Origin of the sequence: Fodinicurvata sp. EGI_FJ10296, assembly GCF_040712075.1 — a bacterium.
In the GTDB taxonomy this organism is placed as follows: Bacteria; Pseudomonadota; Alphaproteobacteria; order DSM-16000; family Inquilinaceae; genus JBFCVL01.
The window spans coordinates 105,379-131,035 of sequence record NZ_JBFCVL010000001.1; the positions used below are offsets into that span (position 1 = coordinate 105,379).

The window sequence follows — 25,657 nt, forward strand, 5'->3', positions numbered from 1 at the left end:
CAGGAAGTGCCGGTGACTGGACTATACGACCCTCAGCCGCCGATAGGGGCGGCCGCGCGTAAACGAGGTCGCAGCATCGGCAATCGAATCGGCGTCGATGCCGTAATAGCGATAGAGTTCCGATACCGAGCCGGTCTGGCCGAAATGCTCCACGCCCAGCGGTTTGACACGATGGCCGCAGACGCCGCCCAGCCAGCCGAGCGTCGTGGGGTGGCCGTCGATGACGGTGACGATACCGGCATCCAGCGGCACATCGGCCATCAGCCGTTCCGCCGGCGAGATCGCTTCGGCGTCGCCACGGCGCCGGGCCCGTTCGGCGGCGTGCCAGCCAGCGGTCAGCCGATCGGCCGAGGTCACAGCCAGCAGTCCGACGCCGCGCCGGGCTTCCGCCAGCATGGCCACCGCCGTGATCGCTTCGGAAACGATGGCGCCGGCATAGGCGATCACGACCTCGCAACCCGGCCCCGGCGGCTTGAGCCAGTAGCCGCCCTCGATGATCCCGCGCTTCAGATCGTCGGTCATGCTGCGCACCGGCTGTTCGATGACGCGGGTCGACAGGCGCAGATAGACGGAGCCGCCGGTCTCGTCGCGCAACCAGCTGGTTTCGTACTGGCCCCCACCCTCGCTGCCGCCGTCCTCGCTCGCGCTCGCATCGCGCTGCATATAGTCGAAGCCCCACCCCATGATGACGGCCAGTTCGTCGACGAAGGCCGGTTCGAAAGCCGCCAACCCGTCCTGCGCCATGCCGATCAACGGTGTGGAAATCGACTGGTGCGCCCCGCCCTCGGCGGCCAGCGATATGCCCGACGGCGTCGCCACCAGCATGAAGCGCGCATCCTGATAGCAGGCATAGTTCAGCGCATCGAGACCGCGCTGGATGAACGGGTCATAGAGCGTCCCGATCGGCAGCAGCCGCTGCCCGAACAGGCTGTGTGACAGTCCCATCGCGGCCAGCGCCAGGAACAGATTGTTCTCCGCGATGCCCAGTTCCAGATGCTGGCCCTTGGGACCCATCGACCATTTCTGCGTCGAGGCGATGCCCTGTTCGCGGAAGATATCAGCAACCGTATCGCGGTCGTAAAGGCCGCGCCGGTTCACCCATGGCCCCAGATTGGTGGACACGGTCACATCGGGCGAGGTGGTGATGATGCGAGCGGCCAGATCGTCGTCGGATCGGGCGATCTCGTTCAGCACGCGCCCGAACCCGTCCTGGGTCGACATCTCCCGCCCCGCGCGGAACGAAAGCTGCGTCGGCACGGCGATCCGCTGGGCCCGGAAACGGCGCGGCCCCTCTGCATCGAAAGGCACGCGGGCGAGGAAGTCCTGCACCGCTTCGGGGTTGTTCACCCCCTCCATCGGCTCCCATTCATGGCCCTGGCGGATGGCATGGGCTGCCCGCAATTCGGCCATCTGATCGTCGGTCAGCAGTCCGGCGTGATTGTCCTTGTGCCCGGCCAGCGGCAAGCCGAAACCCTTGATGGTATAGGCGATGAAGCAGACCGGCCGGTCATGGTCGATCGACGCGAACGCTTCCCGCAGGGTCTCGCGGTCATGACCGGCCAGGTTGGTCATTAGCGCGCCCAGTTCGGTATCGGACATTGCTCCGATCCGGTCCAGAAGCGCCGGCTCGCCACTCAGGTCCTGGCCCAGCCGCTCGCGCCAGGCCGCTCCGCCGCGAAAGGTCAGCGCAGAATAGACGGCATTGGGACAGGCGTCGATCCAGTCGCGCAAGGCGTCGCCGCCCGGTTCGGCAAAGGCGGCCTCCAGCTTTCGGCCGTATTTCAGTATCCGCAGATCCCAGCCCAGCCCCTGAAACATCTCCGCGAATCGGGCATGCAGCCCCTCGCGGATGACGCCATCCAGGCTGTGCCGGTTGTAGTCGATAATCCACCAGGTGTTGCGCAGCCGATGCTTATAGCCCTCGAACAGCGCCTCGAAGATGTTGCCCTCGTCCAGTTCGGCATCCCCGACCAGCGCCACCATCCGCCCCTCACGGGTGTCGGGGCCGCGCCAGTCATGGGCGGCCAGATAGTCCTGGACCAGGCTGGCAAAGCAGGTCACCGCTGCCCCGAGGCCTACCGAACCTGTGGAAAAATCGACGTCATCGGTATCCTTGGTCCGGCTGGGATAGCTTTGAGCACCACCGAAGCCGCGGAAATCGCGCAGCTTTTCGATCGACTGATTGCCCAGCAGATACTGAATGGCGTGGAAGACCGGCGAGGCGTGCGGCTTGACCGCCACCCGGTCGGCCGGTCGCAATATGTCGAAATACAGTGTCGACAGGATGGTCGCCGACGACGCGCTGGACGCCTGATGGCCACCGACCTTCACCCCGTCCGGATTGGGCCGGATGCGGTTGGCGTGATGAATCATCCATGTCGACAGCCAGAGCACCTTGCGCTCCAGGTCGTCGACCACCGCCGTCCGATTGCTGTCCATGAAGCGCCCCCTGGGTTGCCGCCAGACCGCCCGCGCGATCCGTATAACTCTGATCGATACCGAAGCATCAGGCAACACCGCTACGCGCTCATGTCTTTTCCGTCTGTCCGGCTCCAGTTCTGCTGCCGGTCAGAACCTCGCGCACCACCATGCGTGCCGAGGGGCGGCGGCCGGGGCGCCACGGCAGCGGGCGGACCTCGTCGGCGATGGCCAGGGTCAGGCGCGCCACCAGAAGCCCGTTCAGAACGCCGACACCGGCACGGCGGGAAAGCTGGGTTGCCAGGCCAGAGCCGACGAGATCGCCGATCAGATCGTCGGCGGCGTCGATCGCACCGGCGGCGATCACCGTGAAAAAGGCCCGGCGCACCAGCGTCACCGTTCCCAGCCGGCCGGGCCGGACACCATAGATGGCGGCAATGCGCGATGCCGCCCGCGCCGTCAGCGCGACCGTCGCCATCATGTCCAGCGCCGCGAACGGGCTGACGGCCGTGATCACGGCGGCGCGGCGGGCCGTCTCGGCCACCACGCGGCGGGTCCGGCGGTCCAGCGGCGCCAGCACCCGGTCGTCCAGAGCGTCAACCAGCGCCGCCGCCCCCGCGATCGACACGCGGTCGTCGCGAAAGGCGGCGATCGGCCATTCCATGTCGGGACGGCGGCGATAGAGGTCGATCACCGATCCGCACACGCCTTCGGCCAGGGCGCGGGTATCACCGTGCTTGGCCGCCTGCGCCTGGCGGCGCAACCGGGTGACGGAACCCAGCCTGGACAGTGCCGCCAGATCGCGCGCCACCATTGCCACCAGCACGACGATCAGAAGCCCGGCGCCAGCCAGCGCCGCGCCCGCCCAGACACCATCGCCGTCGATGAACCGGGTCAGGGCGGCAGAGGCGAGCGCGCCCAGAACCCCCGTGACGACCAGCCCTACAGCCAGCGCGGTCAGCGAGCGGACGAGGCGTGCCAGCACGCCCGGCCGCTCCGGCCACGCCGCAACGTCGTCTGGATCGTCGGCAAAGACGGTGTCGGCCACCGGCGCCACCTTTGCTGCGTCCAGCGTCTCCGGCGCCGCACCGGCCTTTCGCGCTTGCTCTTCGCGCGCGCGCTCGGCCGCCGCCGCGGTCTCCAGCACATCGGCATCGGTCTCGATCGTGCGGGGACCGGTATTGGCGGCCCGCCGCCCCGAGTTGTTCCCGGCGTCGTTCCCGTTGTCGGACCCGGCGCCGCTCATACCGTCAGATCCCCGACCAGGAAATCGATTGCGCGATCCAGGCGCGTGTGGGGCCAGGACGCCCCGACGCCCAGCCCGTCGGGCGGCGCAAAGGCCGCAACGCTGAAATCTCCTTCCGCAGGACGCGTGCCCGGTTCGGGCAGCAGGCCCGGATAATGCGCGATCGGACGGCCGTCCGACGCCCGCTTGCCACTGACATAGGTCTCGTCGGCCGACCACGGCCCCTTGGGCCGGGCGTCGACCGTCGAGCGCAGCGCCGCCAGCGTCTGCATGGCCATGCCTGCGCCGGAAAAGGCGACCCGCCGGCGCGCTTCGGCCATCACATGCTCGAAATTGGCCTGCAGCCGCGGATGCTGGTCAGAGGGCACATGGTCGGCCTTGGTCGCCGCGAACAGCACCCGGTCGATCCGGGGCGACAACCAGCGCGGCATCCAGCCCGACCCCAGCTTCAGGGTTTCCAGCACCGGCATCAGGGCGGCGACCGCGCCTTCCGGCCCGTCCGCTCGCTGCAGATGCGACAGCAGGTCGAACAGCACGACCTGCCGGTCCAGCCGGGCAAAGTGGTCGCGGAAAAAGGGCCGGACGACACGATCGACATAGCTGTCGTAGCGATCGGCGAGCAACCGGCGCGTCGTGTTGCGACGGCCGCGCCCCCCATCCCCCATCAGGCCGTCGCCCATCATCCCGCCAGACCTGTCGCCGGGCGGGACTGGCGAGAAGGTCATCAGCGGCGATCCTTCCAGATCGCCCGGCATCAGGAAACGCCCCGGCTGCAGGCGGTCCGGCCCGCCCCCTTCGCGACGGACGGCGTCGAGCCACGCCGTATACAGCCGGGCCAGTTCAATCGCCCAGCGTTCCGCCTCGGCTGCCGGCAGACGCGGATCGTCCAGCGGCGCCCCGGAAACAGCATCGAGCCAGGCGTCGGCCTCCGGCAGTCGGCGGCGGTCGCGCTCGACACGGGCGACCATACGCTCGGACCATTGGGCGAATGATAGCGACATCAGCTCCAGATCCAGCAGCCACTCGCCGGGATAGTCAAAGACATCGATATGCAGGACCCGATCGCCCAGGCGCGCCGCCAACCCCTCGGGCGTATAGCGGACCGACACGCGCAGTTCGGCGACCCGGCGCGTGCTTTCCGGCCATTCCGGCGGATTGCCGACACTGCCGGTGAGCCGGGCCACCGCATCTTCATAGGGAAACCGAGGGATGTTCTGGCGCGGCTGGGGCCGCAGCACCGCCGCCTTGTAGCGGCCCGCGGAAACCGGACCGAATGCTGTCAGCCGGTCCGGATGCAGCAATGCGTGCACAAGCGCCGTGACGAAAACCGTCTTGCCCGCCCGGCTGAGCCCGGTGACCCCCAGCCGCACCCGCCTTTCGACCAGGGCGCGGCTTCGGTCCATGACCGTATCGATCAGATCCATGACGCCGTTCTACAACGCCTGACGCAGTATCGCCAAGCGGGCCGACGCCCACGCGCACTTTGCGCATTCATCGAAACCACGCGTGACGCCGCCGCCGCTTGTCGCTAGGATGCGGCGACCATTGAATGTCAAACGGGGGACGAGCCTTGGAAGATCCGCGTATGGACCCGCGCCGCGAGCTGGCGAGCGCCGCCGGCCTTCTTGCTCTGGGGGTCGTGCTGATCCTCCTGCTGGGCGCGCCGCGCTTCCCCGGCATGGACTGGATCGGCAGTTCCCTGACGTTTCTTGTCGGACTTGCCGTTGTGCCGCTGATCAGTCTGGCCCTCGACATGCTCATGAACCGGTCGTAACGGCCGGACGCCGGGCACCCACACGAATTCCCGCCCACGGATAACCCATGGAATTGACCCTGCTCGGCACCGGGTGTCCGGTGGTCAGCACCACCCGGTACGGCCCGGCCCAACTGGTCCGTCATGCCGGCCGCTCGCTGTTGATCGATTGCGGCAGCGGCGTGACCCAACGGCTGGTCGCCGCCGGCTGCCCCGGCCGCGACCTCGACGCCATCGTCCTGACCCACCTGCATTCCGACCATCTGGTCGATCTGTATCAGTTGATCATTTCGTCCTGGCACCAGGGCCGCGAACGGCCGCAGCGCATTTTCGGCCCAGCCGGAACGCGCGCCCATGTCGAGGGGCTGATGGCGCTGTGGGCACCGGAACGCCAACTGCGCATCACCCACGAACAGCGCCCGTCAACCGCCGCGCTCGATATCGAAGTCACGGAGATCGACGCCGACTGGACCATGCACTGGGCCACGGACTGGGCCACGGACTGGGACAGCCTGACCGTCTCGGCCATACCCGTCGACCATCGCCCGGTGTCGCCGGCCTTTGGGTTTGCCTTTGCCGCCGATGACCGACGCATCGTCTTTTCCGGCGATACGCGCCCGTGCGCGGCCCTTGAAAAGGCCGCTTCCGGCGCCGACCTGCTATTGCACGAGGTATTCGTTCACCGGGAAATGCCGGTGATCGAAGGCGTCCGATCGGCGGAGACCGTGGCCAGCGTTGCCGGCTATCACACTCTTTCCACACAAGTCGGGGAACTTGCGGCTCGCGCAGGGGTTGGTTGTCTGGCACTAACGCATTTCGTGCCGCCAGGCTGCGACCGCGAGGCACTGCTGGCAGAGATCGGGGCGGATTTCACCGGGCCGATCATCATCGGCGAGGACCTGATGACCTTCGATCTGCATCGCCGGATGCTCTGCTATGGCAATGCGCGGCTGACATTGCCTTTGGCCGACACCGTACGGCCCTGAGCTATGAAAGCGGCACACGGCTGATCGGCACCGGCGCCGCTTGACTAACGTGCTGCGCTGCAGCATTTGTAATGGTATAAACGCAGGGAGCATGCAAAGAGCAACGATCATGACGAAATATACGACCCGATACGATCCCCCCGATATCTTCGAAGCACTGGACGCCGCCGAAGGGCTGACCGACGATGCGGCTGAGCAGGCCGAAATCGCGGCATCGCTGCTGGGTGTCTCTGTTGACGATGCCAGGGCTGCCATCGACAAACGCGCCGAAGCCGTTGAGGCCCGCCGTGCGCGGATGGAACGGATCGCAACTTCGGCGTCGCGCCAGCGCGCACCGGCTACCGGTAATGGCGCCTATGCCTCGTCGCCGGACATGACCCCGCCCGACATGAGCTGGTATCACGGTTTCAAGGCCCCCCAGCATGGCGGCAGCGGCGAGAATGGCCATCCGCTCGACAATCGCGGGATGGACCAGCACCGGCCCAGCCACGGGCGCAGGGCCCAGTCGTCGACACCGGAAGTCGTTGTCGTCCGCAAGGGCAAACCACGTTCGACCGCCACGCCGCACGACGCAGCCCGACCTGCCAGCGCCCGCAGACCTTCGCTCGAAGGCAAGCTGCGCCTCAACCTGAACAATTGAGGCGCAACGCTTCCACCGCTCCCGTTGTTGCTACATCATCGCGTTCGCGACGTCGTACCACATCCTGAGCGCCGTCAGGCCGAGGAAGATGGCGAATGCGGCCTGCAGGCGGCCCGGCGCCATGGTGTGGGCCAGCTTGGCGCCGTAGGGCGCGAGCAGCATGGTCGTCGGGACGATCAGCGCAACGCCGATCAGATTGATGTAGCCGACCGTGAACGGCGGTCGGCCATCCGCCCCCAGACCGCTGATCAGGAATCCGGTCGCGCCGGGAATGGCGATGATCACGCCGATGGCGGCGGCCGTTCCGACGGCCCGGCGGATCGGCCAGGAATAGGCGGTCAGGATCGGAACGCTGAGCGTTCCGCCGCCGATACCCATCATGGTCGAGATCATACCGATAAAAGCCGCAATGGCACCGCGCGCCGGCTGCCCGGGCAGCGCCTCGCCCGCGCGCCAGCCCTTGTCCCCGCGCAGCATATTGGCTGAGACCAGGATCGCGATGGTCGCGAAGATCGCCGACAGCACCAGGCCTGACACCAGCGAGGCGACGAACGCGCCGACGACGACGCCGCCCAGCAGCGGCGGCCCCCACTGCTTCAGCAGCGGCACGTCGACAGAACCGCGCTTGTAGTGGGAGCGCGCGGAGATGATCGATGTCGGAATGATGATCGCCAGAGACGTGCCGACGGCAACGTGCATGCGGATCAGCTCGTCGATGTTGACAGCCGTGAGCACGATATAAAGCGCCGGCACGATCACGATTCCGCCGCCGACGCCGAGCAAACCGGCGATCAGACCTGCGAATGCACCGACGGTGACCATCGCCAGCGCCCATAGAACAAGGGTAGTCGGATCTTCGATACCAAACACGAATTGGGTTTCCCGAATTTCTTGCGGTGACCGACGGGCGAATGCCGACCGGCGAGGACGAGGTGCGACCGCTATGCCCGTGCCTATGTCCGTCGCCGAGCCCGTCGCTATGGATGATGGCCGACACGCTACATTGCGCATCAGCCGCCTTAAAGCTAAAACATACCTTCATCCTCAGCCGACGTCCTCCTCCTCTCCGCCACGGAGTCGATCGGACCGAGGTGAACTCGAAATGAAAATGGAAGCGGTTTCGATGCCCTCAGCCTTGCCCCGAATGTCCTTCGACATGCCTTATTCCGGCGGACGTATGCCCGTCATGGCCCGCAACATGGTGTCGACGTCGCAGCCGCTGGCGGCCCAGGCCGGCCTGCGCATGCTGGCTTCGGGCGGTAATGCCGTGGACGCGGCCCTCGCAGCGGCGATCGCGCTGCCGGTCGTCGAGCCGACCGGCAATGGCCTTGGCAGCGATGCCTTTGCGATACTCCACGATGGCAAAGAGATCCACGGCCTGAACGCTTCCGGCCGGTCTCCGGCCGCCTGGACGCCGGACCGCTTTGCCGGTCGCGATACCATGCCGGAAAGAGGCTGGGATTCGGTGACGGTGCCCGGGGCGGTTTCGGCCTGGGTGGCGCTGTCGGATCGTTTCGGCAAATTGCCCTTTGCCCGCCTGTTCGAGCCGGCGATCGATTATGCCGAACGCGGATTCGCGGTGACGCCGTATATCGGCCGCCTGTGGAAGCGTGGCGCCGAAGTGCTGAGCGAGCAGCCGGGCTTTCGTGAAGCTTTCATGCCGGACGGCAAGGTGCCGGAGGTCGGGCAGATCTTCACCTTTCCGGCACTCGCCCGCTCGCTGCGCCTGATCGCCGAGTCCAAAGGCAAGGCATTCTACGAAGGCGAACTGGCCGAAGCCATTGCCGCTTTCTCGGCGGCCAATGGCGGCGCCATGACCGTCGCCGACCTCGCGGCCCACAAGCCGGACTGGTGCGGCACGGTCAAGAAGACCTATCGGTCGGTGACGGCCCATGAGATACCGCCCAACGGCCAGGGCATTGCCGCGCTGATCGCGCTCGGCATTCTTGAGAACACGAGCATTCGCGATCACGGCCCCGACAGCGTTGCCGGGCTTCATCTTCAGATTGAGGCAATGAAACTGGCGCTCGCCGACACCTATGCCAATGTCGCCGACCCCGATGCCATGACGGTTTCCACCGACGCCATGCTCGATCAGGCCTATCTGAAGGAGCGTGCGGCGCTGATCGATACCGGCCGCGCCGGCGATCCGCCGCATGGTCTGCCCCGGCCCGGCGGCACGGTCTATCTGACCGCCGCCGACGAGAACGGCATGATGATTTCCTATATCCAGTCCAATTATTCAGGCTTCGGTTCGGGTGTCGTCGTCCCCGATACCGGCATCAGCCTGCAGAACCGCGGGTCGGGCTTCAGCCTGAAAGAGAACCACCCGAACCGCGTTGCACCCGGAAAGCGGCCATTTCATACGATCATCCCCGGCTTTCTCACCGATGCCAACGGCGAGGGGCTGACCTCCTACGGCGTCATGGGAGGGCCGATGCAGGCCCAGGGTCACGTTCAGATGATATTGCGGCTCGTCGATTTCGGGCAGAACCCGCAAACGGCCGCCGATGCGCCGCGCTGGCGCGTGCTGTCCGGGCGCAAGGTGGCGATGGAGTCGAGCTATCCCCAGGCGACCCTGGACGCCCTTTCGGCGATGGGCCACGAAATTTCCATCGAGCCGCCGGAAGCCGCCTTCGGGTTCGGCGGGGCGCAGTTGATCCATCGGATGGACGGGCACTATGTCGGTGGCTCTGACCCCCGCAAGGACGGGCAAGCTGTCGGCTTCTAAATCATAAGATACGAATACATCTTTAAGTTGTTTAAATAAGCTTCTTTTACTACCATTCCGGGTCGGCCCATCGCTTTGGCGGCCGCAACCCGGAATGTGCAGGAGAAAGAAGCGATGACAGACGCCCCGGCGACAGCCCATCAACAAGATCAGGTGGCCGCCGACACGATCAACAACACAACCATGGGCAACAACACAACCATGGGCAACAACACAACCATGGGCGACGGGTCGATTCCGCTATGCCCACACCAGGGCTGCGGCTTCAAATGCTGCACCTTCCAGCAGGGAAACTTCATCGTCCTGCACCCCGGCGAACTGGATGCCGCCAAGGCGTCAGGCGCGGGCACCGATCATCTGGAGCTGTTGGAAAACTATCACGGCGGTCACAAGGTCGTATGCCGCGCCGCCGACACCGCAAATTGCGATGGCGGATACAAGCCGCTGGACTGCGCTTCGTATCCGTTCTTTCCGACCGTGAATGAGGCGACCGGCGTCGTCGAAGGCACGCTCAAGGGCGCAAAATGCCCGCTTACGACAGCGATCGCCAATTTCCACCGCCTCTGGGTCGAAGATCAATGGCGCCGGCTGGCCGATACCAATGCCGAGGTCAAGCCGTGGCTGGCGAAAGTCGCTCTGGTCGGCTACGAGACAGTCGACCGGCCCGACTGACGGGTTGGCGGAAATGGTGACTGCCACCCCCTCTGATCGTCCCGGGCGCTGCGCGGCCACGAAGTGACGCGCTGCAGACCCGGGACCTCGTGCAGCAACTCTCGATCGTGGCACGCGAACCGGGTTCATGCGTCTCGGGGTCCCCGATCGATGTCGGGGGCGATCAGAATGGAGCGGGCAGGATGAGAGCGGGCAGGGCAACCTGAATTGGGGAAGCATTGGCGTTCCAGCCGTAAACGCCCTCGCCCGGCGGAACTCAGGCAGATTGCCAGATGCCGGCCACACTGCCAGGCACTGTTGCTTTACGAACCTTTAAATCCATACCCCTATGTTGATCTGATCGGGAACCGCTGCAGCCGCTTTTGGCTCCGGTCGATCCGGACGGGATACGGGGTGGGATAAGGGCTTATGAATTTCGGAACCCTGATCGGGATCATACTCGGCGCCGCCGTGCTCGTCGGTGCGGCGATCGCCATGTCGGCCGATCCTGCCATCCTCTGGAATCCGGTCGGCCTGCTGGTCGTTCTGGGCGGCACCGCCGCCGCGACCTTCGTGTCGTTCCGGATGGACGACGTGCTGCGCGCGCTCAAGGGATTCGTCATCATCTTCCGGGAAGACGATCTGGCGCCCAAACGCAATATTTCCGACATGCTCAAGGTGGCGCGGATCTGGGCAAAGGGCGATGTCCGCGGCGCGTCCGGCCTGATCCGTACCATGCCCAATCCGTTTCTGCGCCTGGGGCTTGAACTGGCCATCGATTCGACCACCCCGCTGGACGACATCGTGCAGACATTGCGGTGGCGGATCGAGAAACTGCGCAACCGCGAAGACGCCGATGCGGCAATCTTCCGGGCCATGGCCTCATATGCCCCGGCATTCGGCATGCTGGGCACCCTGCTCGGCCTGATCGAAATGCTGCGCATGGTCGGCGACGGACCGGGTCTCGACTTTTCCGAGCTGACCGGCGCCATGGCGGTCGCCCTGATGACGACGCTTTACGGGTTGTTGCTGGCCAATCTGGTTTTCCGGCCGATCGCGACCAAGCTCGACCGGCGCACCCGCCTGCGCGTCGCCGAGATGAACCTGATCGTGGCCAGCATCGTGGTGATGCGCACGAAGCGGTCGATGGGCGTTGTCCGTGAAACGCTGGAGAATTTCGTCACAGAGCAAGCCGACGAACTGTCGGACCGCCACGCGGAACGCCCCGACCCGGTGACGCCATGACCACCAGCCACGCGGGCCGCACCGATCCCGGTGTTCCCGATTCCGGTGTTCCCGATCCCGCTGCCCCGGACCGGCGCAACGAAGCCCTGCAACACGGGGACGGTAGAGCGGCCGAAACCGCGCTCACACTTTCTGCGCTGCAACGCAATCTCTCTCACCATATGGGCGACGAGGGCGGCTGGTATTCCGACACCGATGGCGGATCGGATGCCGAACCGTGGCAGATCACCTATCTCGACACGATCACGCTGCTGCTGATCCTGTTTATCCTTCTGTCGGCGCTGCAACCGGTGTCGACCTTGCCCCGGTTCGCCGACACCGGCGGCAGCAGCGAATCCGGCGGAGAAGACCGGCCGGAACGGCGGACGCTGGTCGATCTGAACCTGCCGATGATGGAACCGGTTCCCGGCAGCGTCGTGCAGCCTCCGGTCGCCGTCGGCCCCAGGGGCCTTTCCGACGACGATATCGCGGCGCTATCACAACCGCAGCCGACCGACGAAGCCGAGCGTCGGACCGAGACCGACGGCACGGGCGCGGAACCGGCCCGCGACCTGCGCGACGACGTTTCCGCCCTGATCGCCGAACAGAACCTTCAGGATTCCGTGGACCTGTCGCTCGATTCCGCCACGGTGTCGATTACGATGCGCGATGCGCTGCTGTTCCCATCGGGAAGAGACGCCCTGACGCCTGAAGGCGCGGACATCCTGGCGGACGTCGCACCGCTGCTGACCACGATTGACGGTGAAATCTCGATCGAAGGCCACACCGACCCGGTTCCGATCAGCACGGCGCAATTTCCCAGCAACTGGCATCTGTCCACTGCCAGAGCAGTCAGCGTCCTGCGCGAACTGATCGGCGAAGGCGTGCCCGCCGAAACGCTGCGCGCCGTCGGCCACGCCGACACCCGCCCGGTTGCCGACAACACCCGTGCCGACGGCCGCGCCCGCAACCGGCGCGTTTCCATCGTGGTGACCATGGCCACGGACGACCATGCCGGCGGCATTCCCGATCTGCGATAACCGTTGCATTCTCCGGAATGGCGCGTGACCATCGGCGGTCCCGTCATCCTGGGACCGTCTTTACGGAACACGAGGAATCGCATGACCGAAATCAACAAGCCCGACGTGGTGGAAGCCGTCCGTCAAGCATTCATGGGCTATGAGAAAGCTGTCGTAACCAACGATGTCCAGGCCCTGGATGACTATTTCTGGCGAAGCGAGCACACGCTGCGCTATGGCGTTAACGAAATCCTGTACGGCCACGACCAGATCGCCGCCTTTCGCGCCAGCCGATCGGCCATCGGACTGGACCGCACCCTCGCCAACACGAAGATCGTTACGTTCGGCGACGACACCGCCGTCGCCAACACCGAGTTCTACCGCAAGGGCAGCGACCGCGTCGGCCGGCAGAGCCAGACCTGGCGACGGTTTTCAGACGGTTGGAAGATTGTCTCTGCCCATGTCAGCCTGATGGAGTAAACTGTTCCGGCTGCGCAGTCGGTAACCGACGACGGGCGCGAAACGCCGGGAGAGAACAGCGATGGACACGCCAGGCGGGTTCGACCTGATACGCCGTGCGCCGCCGCCTCGATTGGCCGGCCTCGTCTCCGGCATGACGGGGTATCGCGAATCGGCCCCGGCCAGCACATAGTCCAGGGCGCATAATTCCGGGCGACTAACCGTCCGCCAACGGCGAACCATTGTCCGGCCGGACCGGATCGGCGAAAAGTTCATCCAGATCGAGCGTCGATCCGACGCCGATCCGGTCGAAATGGGCGTCGAGCCAGAGGTCGGCCCAGCTGCGGCCCCGCTCGAACAGCAATTCCAGATAGGACCACTCGGCATTCATCTTGCTGGAGGCGGCAAGGTCCTGCACTTCGCCGTCGGCATGCACCAGATGCAGATAGGTCCGTCCGGCGGGACCGATATCCAGCCCCTCGGCGTCGATGATGCGCTGCATCAGGTCGATCGCCCGCAGCTCCTTGACGAGGGCGCCGTTGAAGCTGATCTCGTTCACCCGATTGATGATCTCGCGTGCGCTGCGCGGGATCTCGTGACGCGTGAGCGGGTTGATCTGGACGATCAGGATGTCGGGCGTGGCGCGGCTTTCGACCAGCGGCTGCAGCGCCGGATTGCCGCTGAAACCGCCATCCCAGTAGTATTCACCATCGATTTCCACCGAGGGATACACTTGCGGCAGGCAGGCCGAGGCCATCACCGCGTCAGCGGTCACTTCGCCGCGCGAGAAAATCCGTGCCGTGCCATTGCGGACATTGGTCGCCGTGACATGCACGGCGATCGATTGGCATCGATTCACATTGTCGAAATCAACCTGCGATTCCAGCAGGTCGCGCAGCGGGTTGATGTTCAGCGGGTTCAGATCGTAGGGCGACCAGATTCGGCTGAGGCCCTCCATGAACAGATAGCCGGGCGAGTGATCGAGGCTGTAGCGACCGAGCAACCGGTCCCAAAGGCTGCGCTGGGCCGGAGAAAAACGCGCCGCTTCGCTGACCGCCCGCCAGAAGGCGGCCAGCGCGTCGCGGGCGCCCTGACGCCCGCCCCGCTCGCAGCCATCCGCCAGAACCACGGCGTTCATGGCGCCGGCGCTGGTTCCGCTGACCTCGGCGATGGATAACCGATCATCCTCCAGAATGCGGTCCAGAACGCCCCATGTCAGGGCGCCGTGAGACCCGCCCCCTTGCAGGGCGAGATTGATCGGCTTCGGGCTGTCGGGTGTCGTCGCTGGCTTGGGGGTGTCGTGTTGCATCGCAGCATCCTACGTTCCCCGCCGCCCCGCTTCAACCCTGGCGCATTGGCCTGCCGCTGCGGTCAGTGATCAGGGACGCAGTGCCGTGCAGGCGATTGGCATCATGCGGCCGACGGTCCACATTGCATCCCGGCGCTGACCGCGCAGTTCGTGGGTCGCCGTGGCATAGCGAAAGCCGGACCCGGCCGGCTGCTGCGGCAGGACGAGCGGATCGGCACCCCTTTCGGTCGTGACCGTGGTCCGATCGCCGTCGAAATCGACCGATAGCCGCAGGCCGCCATCGCACGCATAGACGACGGGAGGCTGGCTCGCCCCCTCCTGCTCGTCCCTCACTGAATCCGACCCGACCGGATCGGCTGTACCGGCCGTCCGGGACGCAGGCGCCTGCCGATCGCCGGCTGACCCGGCACAAGCCGAAAGCGCAACAGTGACGATCAATGCCGAAAGGGCCGTCGCCGACGGGACACCATGGACTTTCATACGATTATTCTCTTGTTTCTTGTGGCCTCGGGAATGGATGTGCGGGGCCTGAGATCCGGTTCGCTATTTACCGCCGGCGAAGTCCTTGAACGCGGCGGCATAGCCGGGATGCCAGCGCGACAGCGGCGGTCTGTTCTCTGTGATGTCGCCAGCTGCCCAGGCAATGCGCTTTTCATCGGTGGCGCGATCGACCTCGTTATCGGGACACAGAATATAGAAATCGCCTTCGCCCAGCCGCTCCAGCATGAACTCGATCGTCTGTTCCGGCGTCCAGGCACCGTCCGGTTTCTCCGTCCGGCCCTTTGCCGTCAGTGGCGTGAAGACGAATCCCGGGATCAGCAGATGGGCGCTGATGCGACAGCCCGGGGTCTCGCGCAGGCTGTGCTGCAGCGCCTCGGTAAACGTCTTCACGCCGGACTTCGACACGTTATAGGCCGGATCGCCCGGTGGGCATGTAATCCCCTGTTTCGACCCCGTATTGATGATCAGTCCGGGCCGGGACTGAGCGATCATGTTGGGCGCGAAAATCTGAGATCCGTTGATCACGCCCCACAGATTGACCCGGAGGATTTCCTGCCACGCATCGGCAGGTCCGAATATGTCGCTGCCGGGCTGAATGCCGGCATTGTTCATCAGCACATCGACCCGGCCGAATTGATCACGAACGGCCGACTCAAGCACCCGGATCGCATCGGCGTCGCCCATGTCGGTTGGCACGGCCATAACGGCATCCACCCCGTCCGGCGCCATCCGGGCGACGCGGCTGGCCGCCTGTTCCAGCCGCTCGCCGGCAAGATCGGCCAGGCAAACGCGCAGGCCCAGTCCGGCAAACCGCTCGGCGGCGGCAAGACCGATCCCGGAGGCGGCGCCGGTGATGACCGCCACGTTTCCGGCGGCAAGGCTTTCGTGGTTCATTTGTATCGCTCCCTTTCGGAATAATTATACAGCTACGCCAACCGAGTCAGACGACATTGATCTCCCGCAACGGCTCTCCCCGGATCAGGCGCCCGATCCCCAAAGGCGACAGATCCAGGCTTCGATAGCCGCCATGGACAATCAGTTCCGCCAGCCCCCGGCCGACCGCCGGCGCCTGCTGCAGGCCGTGGCCGCTGAATCCGGTCGCCATATAGAACCCTTCAACACCCGGCACGCCCCCGACGATCGCATTGCTGTCGAATACATTCATATCATAGTGCCCGGCCCAGGCGGGACCGGTGCGCAACCGTTCGAATGCGGGGATGCGCCGTGCCAGAACAGGCCAGATCGTCTCCTCGAACAGCGTGTGGTCGACGTCGTAATCGTAACAATCAGGGTCCCGGTCGGCCGGCGGCGACATACCGCAAATGAACCCCTGGCCTTCGGGACGGCAGTAGACACCGCCTGGATCGACCACGAGCGGCATGTCCGGAACCGGGTCCGGACAGGTAAAGGTGAAAACCATCCGTTTGCGGCTGTGAACGGGAACAGCGACACCGCAGGTCATGGCGATCCCGGCGGCCGCCGTCCCGGCGCAGTCGACGACCACCGCCGCCGGGCAGACCCCGCCATCGGCGAGCCGCACCCCCGTCACCCGGCCGCCCGCCGTGGTTACGCCGGTCGCCACGCCGGTGCGATAAGTCACGCCGCCGGCCACCGCCCGCCGCCGGAAAGCCCGCATCAGCCCGTAGCCGTCATACCAGCCTTCGCCGCTGCGCCCCCAGCAGCCGCCGGCGATATCATCCACCGCCAACCATGGAAACCGCGCCGAAAGGTCGTCCGGGGACAAGCGCAGGATATCGGCGCCGCGCTGGGTCTGAATGCGATGATTGCTGTCCAGGATATCCAGCTTCTCCGGCGTCGCCAGAAAAAGATAGCCCCCCTCGGTCAGGGCGATGTCGGGCCGATCGCCGTCAACGGCCAGATCGTCGCCCAGCGACCGCATCGCCTGGATGCCATAGAGCGAGATATCGATGTTCAGGGGTGTGGAGAACTGCTGGCGGATCGAGGCCGCCGAGCGGGCGGTTGCACAGAACTGATAGCTCGGATCCCTTTCGATCACGACCACCCGCCCGGAAAATGCGGGATCCAGGGCGAGATGGCAGGCAACGGCGCTGCCCATGGCCGCCCCGCCGATAACAACAATATCGGCGCTTTCAGCCGGCGGGTCTGCTTCAGAACGCATGGCAGATCTTGACTTTCTTCTGTTGTTCTTCATCCGGCCACCGTCAAGGGTAGAGCCGTGGTCTCCTTGATGCACTCCATCGAGAAGCTGGTGCTGACATCGTAAAGCGGCACGGCGGAAATGAGCCGCTTGTAAAACGCATCATAGCCTTTCATGTCCTTGACCACCGCCTTGATCAGGTAATCGGTTTCGCCGCTGAGGCGGTGAGTCTCCAGAATTTCCGGCATGGTGGCGACAGCCTCGGCGAAGCGCTTCAACCACGCCGGCTCGTGCTGGTTTGTCCGCACGAACACGAAGGCCACCATCCCCAGTCCCACCGATTCCGGATCGACCAGCGCGACCCGCTTGCGCAGCACGCCGGTATCCTCCAGCGATCGGACGCGCCGCCAGCACGACGTCGGCGGGAGGTCGAGCCGACGGGCGAGATCCTGAACGGACAGCGAGCCGTCTTCCTGGAGCAGCGCCAGTATCCGCCGATCGGTTGTGTCCATGGTCAGGTTTCCCTGTTTTTCCGTCTATTCGGAACATATGATCCAACTATGCCTGTACCGGCGGCATATTGAAACACGGATTTCGTCCCGGATCGGTATACTGATCAAATAGGTCGCTGCCATCCCGGTGACTGCAGGGGGAATGGCGGCCGGAAGCCACCAACCGATCGAGAAGGTCCTGATCATGAAACTTTTTACCGAGCACCCCGAATCCGTTGGCGAAAGCTATTTGGAACACATGGGTGTGGCCGCAAGCTTCGGCGGGCAGCTTTTTTTGGCGTCGATGGCCTGCTTTGTCCATGCCGTGCTGCCGTTCCTGTTCACGAAGACGGGCAGCGGCATCATCACCAAACTACACACCCGCATGGTCACCGGGCGCAGCCGGGTGCCAGCCAGCGCTGCCGACGACGTCACGACCGCACAAAGCTGAGCGACGCCGAAATCCATCCTGACATTTGACTTTCTATCTTGCAAAAGTCACGCTCGCGCGAAATGATCACATCCAAGTAGGCAGCCACGTGAACGAGCGGCTGAACCAACGATCAAAACGCGACAAACAAGGGATGGAAACTATGACCCGGAAATCTGTGCTACTCGCCGCTTCGGCCGCGCTTACTGTGGGGATGATGGGCACGGCAGGCGCCCAGGACGACGCCTACGACATTGCCACTGTCGTCAAGATCTCGGGCATCCAGTGGTTCAACCGCATGGAAGAAGGCGTGGCCGACTTTGCCGAGGACACCGGCCACAACGCGTTCCAGGTCGGTCCGGCGCAGGCCGACGCCCAGCAGCAGGTCCAGCTTCTCGAAGACATGATCGCGCAGGGCGTCGATGCCATCACCGTTGTTCCGTTTTCGCCGGAAGCGCTGGAACCCGTTCTTGCGCGCGCCATGGAAGCCGGCATCACGGTCATCTCGCACGAAGCGTCGAACATCGAGAACGTCCATTGGGACATCGAGGCGTTCTCCAATGCCGGCTTCGGCGAGAACCTGATGCAGAATCTCGGCGAATGCCTGGGCGGCGAAGGCGAATACGCCATCTTCGTCGGCAGCCTGACGTCGAAGACCCACAATGAATGGGTCGATGCCGCCGTCGCCTACCAGGAAGAGAACTTCCCCGACATGACGCTGGTGGGCTCGAAGAACGAGACCTTCGACGACCAGCAGGAAGCCTATGCCGCCACGCAGGAACTGCTCCGCGCCTATCCCGATGTTCGCGGATTCCAGGGCAGCGCCTCGACCGACGTCGCAGGCATCGGCCTGGCGCTGGAAGAACGCGGCATGGCCGAAGACACCTGCGTCGTCGGCACCAGCCTGCCATCGATCGCCAATCAGTATCTGGAAACCGGCGCCGTGGACATGATTTCGTTCTGGGATCCCGCCCTCGCCGGCTATGCCATGAACCAGCTCGCCGTCATGATGCTTGAGGGCGAGGAAATCGAGGCGGGCATGGATCTCGGCCTCGAAGGCTATGAGAGCATCGAGATGGACGGCAAGGTTCTCTACGGCCAGGCCTGGGTCGAAGTCACCGCCGACAACGCCGCCGATTATCCGTTCTGATCGGGCCGTTCTGATCGGTCCGGCCTGATGAGTTCAATCCGGTCGGATCGATCCGCATCAACGTCCGGCGGCCGGTCCGCCTGCTACCGCAAGACAAGGCAGGCGGACCGCCGTGGGCCGGCGTATTCCGATCGGCGAAAGCTGGTCCCGGCTGCGGGGAGAAGGCGCCATGTCGGCGGCCAAGTCGGCGGATTCGTCCGCGTCGTTCATCAATATCGTCGATGTGTCGAAACGATTCGGCGGCGTGCAGGCGTTGACGGATGTCGGTTTCTCGATCGATCCCGGCGAAATCGTCTGTCTTGCCGGTGAGAACGGAAGCGGCAAATCCACGCTCATCAAGGTTCTTTCCGGTGTCGTCGAGCCCACCACAGGTCGGATCGAGATCGACGGCCAGTCATTCGACACGCTGACGCCGCGACTTTCCGTCCAGCACGGCATTCAGGTCATCTATCAGGATTTCGCGTTGTTCGGGAACCTGTCCGTGGCGGAGAACATCGCCTTCAGCGCCGAATTATCGGCCGGTCGCACCCTCGTGCGGTGGCGAGCGATGCGCGAACTCGCAGCCCGCGTCCTGGACCGGGTCGGTGTGAAGGTCGATCTTGACGCCAGGGTCGATACGCTGGCCCTGGCGGACAAGCAACTCGTCGCCATCTGCCGCGCGCTGTCGTCCGAAGCACGGCTCATCATCATGGACGAGCCGACCACCGCACTGACCGGCAAGGAGGTGGACTCACTGCTGGCGATCATCCGCCGCCTGAAGCAGGACGGCATCGCCGTGCTTTTCGTCAGCCACAAGCTGGCCGAGGTCATGGAGGTCTGCGAGAAGATCGTCGTGCTGCGCAACGGACGCAGCGTGGCAGAGGGTCCGGCCGCCGACTTTACCCTCACCTCGCTGGGTCATCACATGACCGGACGGCACTTCTCCCAGTCGGCGCCCGTACCACTGCCGGCCGACGCGCCCACGCTGCTGAAGGCGCGGGGGCTGGTGCGCGGCGAGAGCCTTCGCAATGTCGACCTGGACCTGCACGCGGGCGAAGTCCTCGGGATCACCGGGTTGCTGGGGTCCGGACGCACGGCGCTGGCCAAGGCGTTGTTCGGCCTGGTCAGGCTCGACGGCGGCACCATCGAAATAGACGGCAAGCCGGTGGAAATCGGGTCGCCAGAGCAGGCGATCGATGCCGGCATCGGCTATGTCCCGGAGGATCGGCTGACCGAGGGGCTGTTCCTGAACCAGTCGATCAGCCGCAATATCGCGATCGGGCGGCTCGACGCCCACACCTCGCCAACGGGTTTTCTCGACCGGAAATCCATGGCCGCCGACGTGCGCCACTGGCTCGATCGGCTGCAGGTCGTCGCGTCGGGCGCCGAGGCACCGGTGGAATCGCTGTCCGGCGGCAACCAGCAACGCGTGGTCCTGGCGCGGTGGCTGTCGACTCATCCGCGCATCCTGATCCTGAACGGCCCCACCGTCGGCGTCGACATCGGCTCCAAGGCCGATATCCACGAAATCATCAGGGGTCTGGCGGACTCCGGCCTGGGCGTCATCGTGATTTCCGACGACATCCCGGAGATATTGGGCGCGTGTCACCGGATCCTGATCATGAAGGACGGTCGGCTGACCGAGGAAATCGCCGGCGGCAGCGTCGACGAGGACGAACTCGTCCGCCGGCTCGCCTCGTGAACGCGGCGCCGGATCACTCCATGACCCGACCCCGGACTCACACAGCACCCCCCACCACGAATCGGAGCCCGGTCTTGAGCAGGATCGACTTCACCCGCAACGAGACGCTGGTCGCCCTGGTGGTTGTCGCTTTCTGCGCGGCCGCAGCGACGGCGTCGGCGAACTTCCTCACCGTCACCACGCTGTTCGACCTTCTGCGGAATTCCATCGTCATCGGCATCTTCGCAATCGGCGTTCAACTGGTGCTGATTTCCGGCGGGATCGATGTCAGCTTCACCGCGATCTCCGCCTTTGCGATGTACACGACGACGCTGACGCTGGTCAGTCTGGGCGTCGATGTGCCGTGGTACGGTGCGTTCGGGCTCGCGATCGCCATCGGAGGCATTCTGGGCGCGATCAACGGCATCTTCATTGCCATCTTCAGGCTTCCGACGCTGATCGTAACGCTCGGCACGCTGTCGATGTTCAGGGGGTTCCTGCTCACCTTCGTCGGCAGCGAACTGATCTCGAACGTGCCGGCGGGCATGCGTGATTTTTCCCGCATGATGATGATGCGGGGAACGACCGAACAGGGATACTTCTACTCGCTGCCCTGGGCCTTCGCTGCACTGGTGATCGTGATTGCGCTGACCTGGTTCATTTTATACCGGACGCTGCTCGGACGGCAGATCTTCGCCATCGGCGGTTCGGTCGACAGCGCACGACGCATCGGCATCAATGTCCGGGCGACGCAGTTCTTCGTCTATATATATGTGGGCGCGATGGCTGGACTGGCCGGGATTCTCCACGCCTCGATGGCCCGGGTCGCCAACCCGTTCGATCTCGTGGGGCTTGAGCTTTCGGTCATCGCGGCGGTCGTTCTGGGCGGCGCGCGGCTGACCGGGGGCTACGGTACCATTACCGGCACCTTGCTGGGCGTGGCGCTGATCGTGCTGGTCAACAACAGCCTGATCCTGCTCGGCATACCGTCGACCTGGCAGTCGGTCGTCATCGGCGTCCTGATCCTGCTGGGCACGGGCGTTCCGGCCTTTCAGGCAAAACGCGCCCGCCAGCGCGCCGGATGACCCGGCTGCGGCGTCAACAGTTCCACCGCCCCTGTTTCTTCTCGCCATGGGGCGATCCATAGGAGTCCGACGTGACGAAGTCCGATACCCAGTCTTCACAGGCGATCGGCCCCGACACCGGGATTGCGGCCCGGTTGTCGTCGTTCGCCGCCTCGCAGATCGGACGGCTGGCGATCATCACCGCGCTGATCTTCGTCGCCATGACCGTACTTTCGCCGGAGCGGTTCCTGTCGACTGCGAACATGACGTCTATGGCGTTCCAGTTCCCCGAATTTGCCATTCTTGCTCTGGCGATGATGCTGGCGATGCTGACCGGCGGGATCGACCTTTCCGTCATCGGCGTTGCCAATCTGTCGGCGATCTGCGGCGCGCTGACACTGTCGACGCTTGCCGGCGTCAGCGCCACCGGACTGGACGCCGGGCTGATCATCGTTCTGGCGATCGTCATCGCCCTGACGGTCGGTTTGCTGGCCGGGCTGATCAACGGCATCGCCATCGGCCATTTCGGTCTGCCGCCGATCCTGGCGACCCTGGGGTCGGGGCTGGTGTTCACCGGGCTGGGCGTGGCGATCACCGGCGGCAGCGCCGTCATCGGCTTTCCCGGTGGCTTTTCCATGATCGGCAACGGGCGCTTCATCGGCATTCCCGTCCCGGTGATCATCTTCGCGGTTCTGGCCGGCGCGATCGCGTTGATGCTCAACCGGACCGGCTATGGCACCCGCATCATGTTACTGGGCGCCAACCCGCTCGCGGCACGCTTTTCCGGCATGAACGACCTCAGGATCACGATCCGCAGCTACATGATGGGCGGCGCACTCGCGGCGACAGCAGGGCTCGTGATCATGAGCCGGGCCAACAGCGCCAAGGCCGACTACGGGTCCAGCTATCTTCTGCTGACCGTGCTCATCTGCGTTCTCGGCGGCATCAATCCGTATGGCGGCTTCGGACGTATCGCCGGACTCGTTCTGGCGGTGCTTTCGCTGCAGTTCTTCTCCAGCGGCCTCAACATGCTGCAGGTCTCGAACTTCGCGCGCGAGTTCATCTGGGGTGCGCTTCTCCTCGTGGTCATGGTGGTCAACAGCTCAATGCTGACCGGCAACCGGCGATAGCGCCGCAACGCATAGCACCCATTCCTTTCGGTCGTATGCTGGCGCGGTTGAGCCGCGCGATGGTTGTGGTTAGGGTCGGCCCGAGCACTCCGCCGACGATTCCGCCACAGCCAGGAACCCGCCCCTATGTCCCAGAACGACCTTTCCCGATCCGACGCTCCGGTGCGCCTGAAACCCGGCGTCGTGACCGGCGACGATTATGTCGCCCTGCTGGCCGCCTGCAAGGCCGGCGGTTACGCCCTGCCCGCCGTCAACGTGATCGGCACGAACAGCATCAACGCGACGCTCGAAGCCGCGGCGCGCAACAAGTCCGACGTGATCATCCAGTTGTCCAACGCCGGGGCGCGGTTTTTCGCCGGCGAAGGAATGGCCGACAAGGCCGAGGCGCGGACGCTGGGCGCGATTTCCGCCGCCCGCCATGTCCATTTGCTGGCCGAGCATTACGGCGTTTGCGTCGTGCTGCACACCGACCATGCCAACCGCGAACTGATCGGCTGGGTCGATGCCCTGGTCGACGCCAGCACGCGCGAGCGGGAGGCGACCGGCCGGCCGCTGTTCAGCTCTCATATGCTGGATCTGTCGGAGGAGCCGATCGACGACAATCTGGCCGAATGCGAGCGGATGTTGAAACGGCTTGCGCCGCTGGGCATGAGTCTGGAGATCGAACTCGGCGTCACCGGCGGCGAGGAGGACGGCATCGGCCAGGAACATGACGGCGCGGCCGACAACCCCAAGCTCTACACCCAGCCTGAAGACGTGCTCCAGGCCTATGAACGGCTGTCGCCTCTGGGCCACTTCACGGTCGCGGCCTCGTTCGGCAACGTCCACGGCGTCTACAGCCCCGGCAATGTCAGACTGCGGCCGGAAATCCTGCGCAACTCGCAGGCCCTGGTGGCTGAAACGCACAACACGGCGCCCAATCCGCTCGACCTGGTCTTCCATGGCGGATCCGGTTCCGAGACTCAGAAGATCGAGGAAGCGCTCGACTATGGCGTGTTCAAGATGAACATCGACACCGATACGCAGTTCGCCTTCGCGAACGCCGTCGGCCGCTTCGTCGGCGATAACCCCCGGGCGTTCGAATTCCAGGTCGATCCGGATTCCGGCAAGCCCTACAAGAAGCAGTACAACCCGCGCGCCTGGCTGAGAAAGGGCGAGCAGGGCATGGCCGACCGCCTCGACCAGGCCTTCGCCGACCTCAAGGCCACCGGCAAGACGCTGACGAAGGACCAACGGACGCCCGGCGATGCCAGCCGCTCGGGCGTCCGCCGGTCTCCGCCCGTGGGCCCGGACGTGGCTGCCTGCTCAAGGAACCACGCCATGACCGGCTTCCTTCCTCCCGCACACCCGGGTGAAATCCTTCGCGAGGAGTACCTCGCGCCGCTGAACATGAGCGCCGGTGCCTTGGCGAAGAAGCTGGGCGTGCCCCGGACACGCATCGAGCGCCTTGTCAGCGAGCAGTCCCCCGTTACGCCGGATACGGCACTTCGTCTTGCAAAGTACTTCCGGACGTCACCGGAGCTATGGCTCAACATGCAGGGCGGCTACGATCTCAAACGCGAAGCCGCCGCCAAGGCCGAGGATCCCAAATGCGTGTTCGCCCTCTTCAACTTCATCCTCTGGGATTAAAACTACAGATTTCCCGTACATCAAACCTTGAAACATTTGTGCTCGCGGTCCAACCAAATAAGAAAAAAGACATCATCTACAAAAAATCCGTGCATTCTCAACTTGTTCGAAGGGTCAACTTTGATCTCATACAACGTCATATCTGGACTTATTTCTTCTGGTCTCGAGAATCGCCCTTCATCAGGATCTCCCTTGTGGGAGTCACAAAGTGATTTTTTTTGCTTCAACAAGTTAGCGTTGTAGCCCCGAATCTTTTCCAACGTTCCGCTAAATTTCTTTAGCTCTTTATTTTGCCATTTTGAAAAACACTCGCAGCTACTTTGGAAGTATCGAAGGCTTACAGATACCCCTCTATTTCTTAAATGCTGGTAAAGCGCGTCAGGCTCAACAATATCATCGGCTGATTCGCTAGTTTCTGGCCCAAAGATTGGTGCCTTATCGGCTTTTCTTTGCCTTTTTGATCCTCTTTTCATAATATTTCTTAATCACGTCTTTCGGGATAACATTGTTGCATCTGGCTTCCGCAGGAAGGTCACCACGAGCATTTATCCAAGGATCATGTTGATGCGTAATCCTCTCCAGCTCTTTTGCGCTAAATTTAGCGAAATTCTGATAAACAGCCTCAAGATATGAGACGACCTGCCCCTCTAACTCTGGCATTCTGTCGGCCGGTGGGAGCGCCTCCCACCTATTACCGCTATATTCCTTGAATACTGAAGGCAGAACCGGACCGTGAGTCCAAGCCTCAAAATCCTCGCCAAACAGTGACACACCCTTATTAGCTAGATAATATGACTGCGCAAAATACAAAAGTTTCTGCACCTTTAAATGCGTGATCGATTCACCTGATTCCCTGTCAATTCTGTTGATAAACCATTTTGCCATATCAGACGGAGTGCATAGATCAGCCATCGATTACTCCTTCATTAGATCATTTCAATAAATATTAAAATTGGATGCTGGAACAACATACGCTCACCACATAAAAATTGGCGGACAATCTTACAGCGCATTACTTTTACAGACCTAATTTGAAGTTATACGAGT

Annotated in this window: 25 protein-coding genes and 1 pseudogene; 15 read left to right on the forward strand and 11 right to left on the reverse strand. The window is 64.0% G+C overall.

The window, feature by feature from the left end:
• Positions 1–21: 21 nt before the first annotated feature.
• The 3 genes from ABZ728_RS00460 to ABZ728_RS00470 form a co-directional block, all read right to left on the reverse strand.
• Complete coding sequence (locus ABZ728_RS00460) at positions 22–2,439, reverse strand: transketolase (RefSeq protein ID WP_366653576.1); 2,418 nt, start codon at positions 2,437–2,439, stop codon at positions 22–24.
• An 88-nt stretch (positions 2,440–2,527) separates the two neighbouring features.
• Complete coding sequence (locus ABZ728_RS00465; RefSeq protein WP_366653577.1) at positions 2,528–3,664, reverse strand: TIGR01620 family protein; 1,137 nt, start codon at positions 3,662–3,664, stop codon at positions 2,528–2,530.
• Entirely contained in the window at positions 3,661–5,088 is a 1,428-nt protein-coding gene (locus ABZ728_RS00470) for a YcjX family protein (RefSeq protein WP_366653579.1), read from the reverse strand. Before ABZ728_RS00470 ends, ABZ728_RS00465 begins: the two co-directional genes overlap by 4 nt.
• A gap of 161 nt (positions 5,089–5,249) precedes the next feature.
• Between ABZ728_RS00470 and ABZ728_RS00475 the strand changes: the two genes are divergently transcribed.
• The 3 genes from ABZ728_RS00475 (at position 5,250) to ABZ728_RS00485 (ending at position 7,043) form a co-directional block, all read left to right on the forward strand.
• Positions 5,250–5,438 (forward strand): hypothetical protein, encoded by a 189-nt coding sequence (locus ABZ728_RS00475; RefSeq protein ID WP_366653580.1) that lies wholly within the window; start codon positions 5,250–5,252, stop codon positions 5,436–5,438.
• Between the two features lie 47 nt (positions 5,439–5,485).
• On the forward strand, positions 5,486–6,403 hold the full coding sequence (locus tag ABZ728_RS00480) for an MBL fold metallo-hydrolase (protein ID WP_366653582.1): 918 nt from the start codon (positions 5,486–5,488) through the stop codon (positions 6,401–6,403).
• A 109-nt stretch (positions 6,404–6,512) separates the two neighbouring features.
• Entirely contained in the window at positions 6,513–7,043 is a 531-nt protein-coding gene (locus tag ABZ728_RS00485) for a hypothetical protein (RefSeq protein WP_366653584.1), read from the forward strand.
• Positions 7,044–7,073: 30 nt separating this feature from the next.
• On the opposite strand, the gene ABZ728_RS00490 is transcribed toward ABZ728_RS00485, so the two are convergent.
• Complete coding sequence (locus ABZ728_RS00490) at positions 7,074–7,913, reverse strand: sulfite exporter TauE/SafE family protein (RefSeq protein ID WP_366653585.1); 840 nt, start codon at positions 7,911–7,913, stop codon at positions 7,074–7,076.
• Between the two features lie 232 nt (positions 7,914–8,145).
• Between ABZ728_RS00490 and ABZ728_RS00495 the strand changes: the two genes are divergently transcribed.
• The 5 genes from ABZ728_RS00495 (at position 8,146) to hpxZ (ending at position 13,148) form a co-directional block, all read left to right on the forward strand.
• Entirely contained in the window at positions 8,146–9,774 is a 1,629-nt protein-coding gene (locus ABZ728_RS00495) for a gamma-glutamyltransferase family protein (RefSeq protein WP_366653586.1), read from the forward strand.
• Positions 9,775–9,888: 114 nt separating this feature from the next.
• On the forward strand, positions 9,889–10,446 hold the full coding sequence (locus tag ABZ728_RS00500; protein ID WP_366653587.1) for a hypothetical protein: 558 nt from the start codon (positions 9,889–9,891) through the stop codon (positions 10,444–10,446).
• Positions 10,447–10,854: 408 nt separating this feature from the next.
• A complete protein-coding gene (locus ABZ728_RS00505) occupies positions 10,855–11,670 on the forward strand; it encodes a MotA/TolQ/ExbB proton channel family protein (RefSeq protein ID WP_366653588.1) in 816 nt (271 codons plus the stop codon).
• The gene (locus ABZ728_RS00510; protein ID WP_366653590.1) at positions 11,667–12,689 is read left to right on the forward strand and encodes an OmpA family protein; all 1,023 of its coding nucleotides are present in this window, start codon (positions 11,667–11,669) and stop codon (positions 12,687–12,689) included. Before ABZ728_RS00505 ends, ABZ728_RS00510 begins: the two co-directional genes overlap by 4 nt.
• 81 nt (positions 12,690–12,770) lie before the next feature.
• Positions 12,771–13,148, forward strand: coding sequence for an oxalurate catabolism protein HpxZ (gene hpxZ, locus ABZ728_RS00515; RefSeq protein ID WP_366653591.1), 378 nt, complete (start codon positions 12,771–12,773; stop codon positions 13,146–13,148).
• 196 nt (positions 13,149–13,344) lie between these two features.
• Here the strand turns inward: hpxZ and ABZ728_RS00520 are convergent, their stop codons facing one another.
• The 5 genes from ABZ728_RS00520 to ABZ728_RS00540 all read right to left on the reverse strand — a co-directional run bounded on the left by ABZ728_RS00520 (position 13,345) and on the right by ABZ728_RS00540 (position 17,568).
• Positions 13,345–14,436, reverse strand: a complete 1,092-nt coding sequence (locus ABZ728_RS00520; protein ID WP_366653592.1) for a patatin-like phospholipase family protein — start codon at positions 14,434–14,436, stop codon at positions 13,345–13,347.
• Positions 14,437–14,505: 69 nt separating this feature from the next.
• Positions 14,506–14,916, reverse strand: coding sequence for an MliC family protein (locus ABZ728_RS00525; RefSeq protein ID WP_366653593.1), 411 nt, complete (start codon positions 14,914–14,916; stop codon positions 14,506–14,508).
• 63 nt (positions 14,917–14,979) lie between these two features.
• On the reverse strand, positions 14,980–15,831 hold the full coding sequence (locus ABZ728_RS00530; RefSeq protein WP_366653594.1) for an SDR family NAD(P)-dependent oxidoreductase: 852 nt from the start codon (positions 15,829–15,831) through the stop codon (positions 14,980–14,982).
• A 46-nt stretch (positions 15,832–15,877) separates the two neighbouring features.
• Positions 15,878–17,077: an FAD-binding oxidoreductase gene (locus ABZ728_RS00535; RefSeq protein WP_366653595.1), complete on the reverse strand. Its 1,200-nt coding sequence runs from the start codon at positions 17,075–17,077 to the stop codon at positions 15,878–15,880.
• Positions 17,078–17,106: 29 nt separating this feature from the next.
• Positions 17,107–17,568, reverse strand: coding sequence for an Lrp/AsnC family transcriptional regulator (locus ABZ728_RS00540; protein WP_366653596.1), 462 nt, complete (start codon positions 17,566–17,568; stop codon positions 17,107–17,109).
• A gap of 142 nt (positions 17,569–17,710) precedes the next feature.
• Between ABZ728_RS00540 and ABZ728_RS00545 the strand changes: the two genes are divergently transcribed.
• The 7 genes and pseudogenes from ABZ728_RS00545 to ABZ728_RS00575 all read left to right on the forward strand — a co-directional run bounded on the left by ABZ728_RS00545 (position 17,711) and on the right by ABZ728_RS00575 (position 24,610).
• The gene (locus ABZ728_RS00545) at positions 17,711–17,998 is read left to right on the forward strand and encodes a DUF6356 family protein (protein WP_366653597.1); all 288 of its coding nucleotides are present in this window, start codon (positions 17,711–17,713) and stop codon (positions 17,996–17,998) included.
• 142 nt (positions 17,999–18,140) lie between these two features.
• Positions 18,141–19,127, forward strand: coding sequence for an autoinducer 2 ABC transporter substrate-binding protein (locus ABZ728_RS00550; RefSeq protein ID WP_366653599.1), 987 nt, complete (start codon positions 18,141–18,143; stop codon positions 19,125–19,127).
• A gap of 169 nt (positions 19,128–19,296) precedes the next feature.
• On the forward strand, positions 19,297–20,808 hold the full coding sequence (locus tag ABZ728_RS00555; protein ID WP_366653600.1) for a sugar ABC transporter ATP-binding protein: 1,512 nt from the start codon (positions 19,297–19,299) through the stop codon (positions 20,806–20,808).
• 74 nt (positions 20,809–20,882) lie between these two features.
• The gene (locus ABZ728_RS00560; RefSeq protein WP_366653601.1) at positions 20,883–21,872 is read left to right on the forward strand and encodes an ABC transporter permease; all 990 of its coding nucleotides are present in this window, start codon (positions 20,883–20,885) and stop codon (positions 21,870–21,872) included.
• A 71-nt stretch (positions 21,873–21,943) separates the two neighbouring features.
• A complete protein-coding gene (locus tag ABZ728_RS00565; protein WP_366653603.1) occupies positions 21,944–22,981 on the forward strand; it encodes an ABC transporter permease in 1,038 nt (345 codons plus the stop codon).
• A 126-nt stretch (positions 22,982–23,107) separates the two neighbouring features.
• Positions 23,108–24,208 (forward strand): annotated as a pseudogene (gene fbaA / locus ABZ728_RS00570) (class II fructose-bisphosphate aldolase); the annotation flags it as partial.
• A gap of 93 nt (positions 24,209–24,301) precedes the next feature.
• The gene (locus tag ABZ728_RS00575) at positions 24,302–24,610 is read left to right on the forward strand and encodes a HigA family addiction module antitoxin (RefSeq protein WP_366654334.1); all 309 of its coding nucleotides are present in this window, start codon (positions 24,302–24,304) and stop codon (positions 24,608–24,610) included.
• 20 nt (positions 24,611–24,630) lie between these two features.
• On the opposite strand, the gene ABZ728_RS00580 is transcribed toward ABZ728_RS00575, so the two are convergent.
• Together ABZ728_RS00580 and ABZ728_RS00585 are read right to left on the reverse strand one after the other, a co-directional pair.
• The gene (locus tag ABZ728_RS00580) at positions 24,631–25,083 is read right to left on the reverse strand and encodes a hypothetical protein (protein ID WP_366653604.1); all 453 of its coding nucleotides are present in this window, start codon (positions 25,081–25,083) and stop codon (positions 24,631–24,633) included.
• On the reverse strand, positions 25,046–25,522 hold the full coding sequence (locus ABZ728_RS00585; protein WP_366653605.1) for a type II toxin-antitoxin system antitoxin SocA domain-containing protein: 477 nt from the start codon (positions 25,520–25,522) through the stop codon (positions 25,046–25,048). Before ABZ728_RS00585 ends, ABZ728_RS00580 begins: the two co-directional genes overlap by 38 nt.
• Positions 25,523–25,657 lie beyond the last annotated feature (135 nt).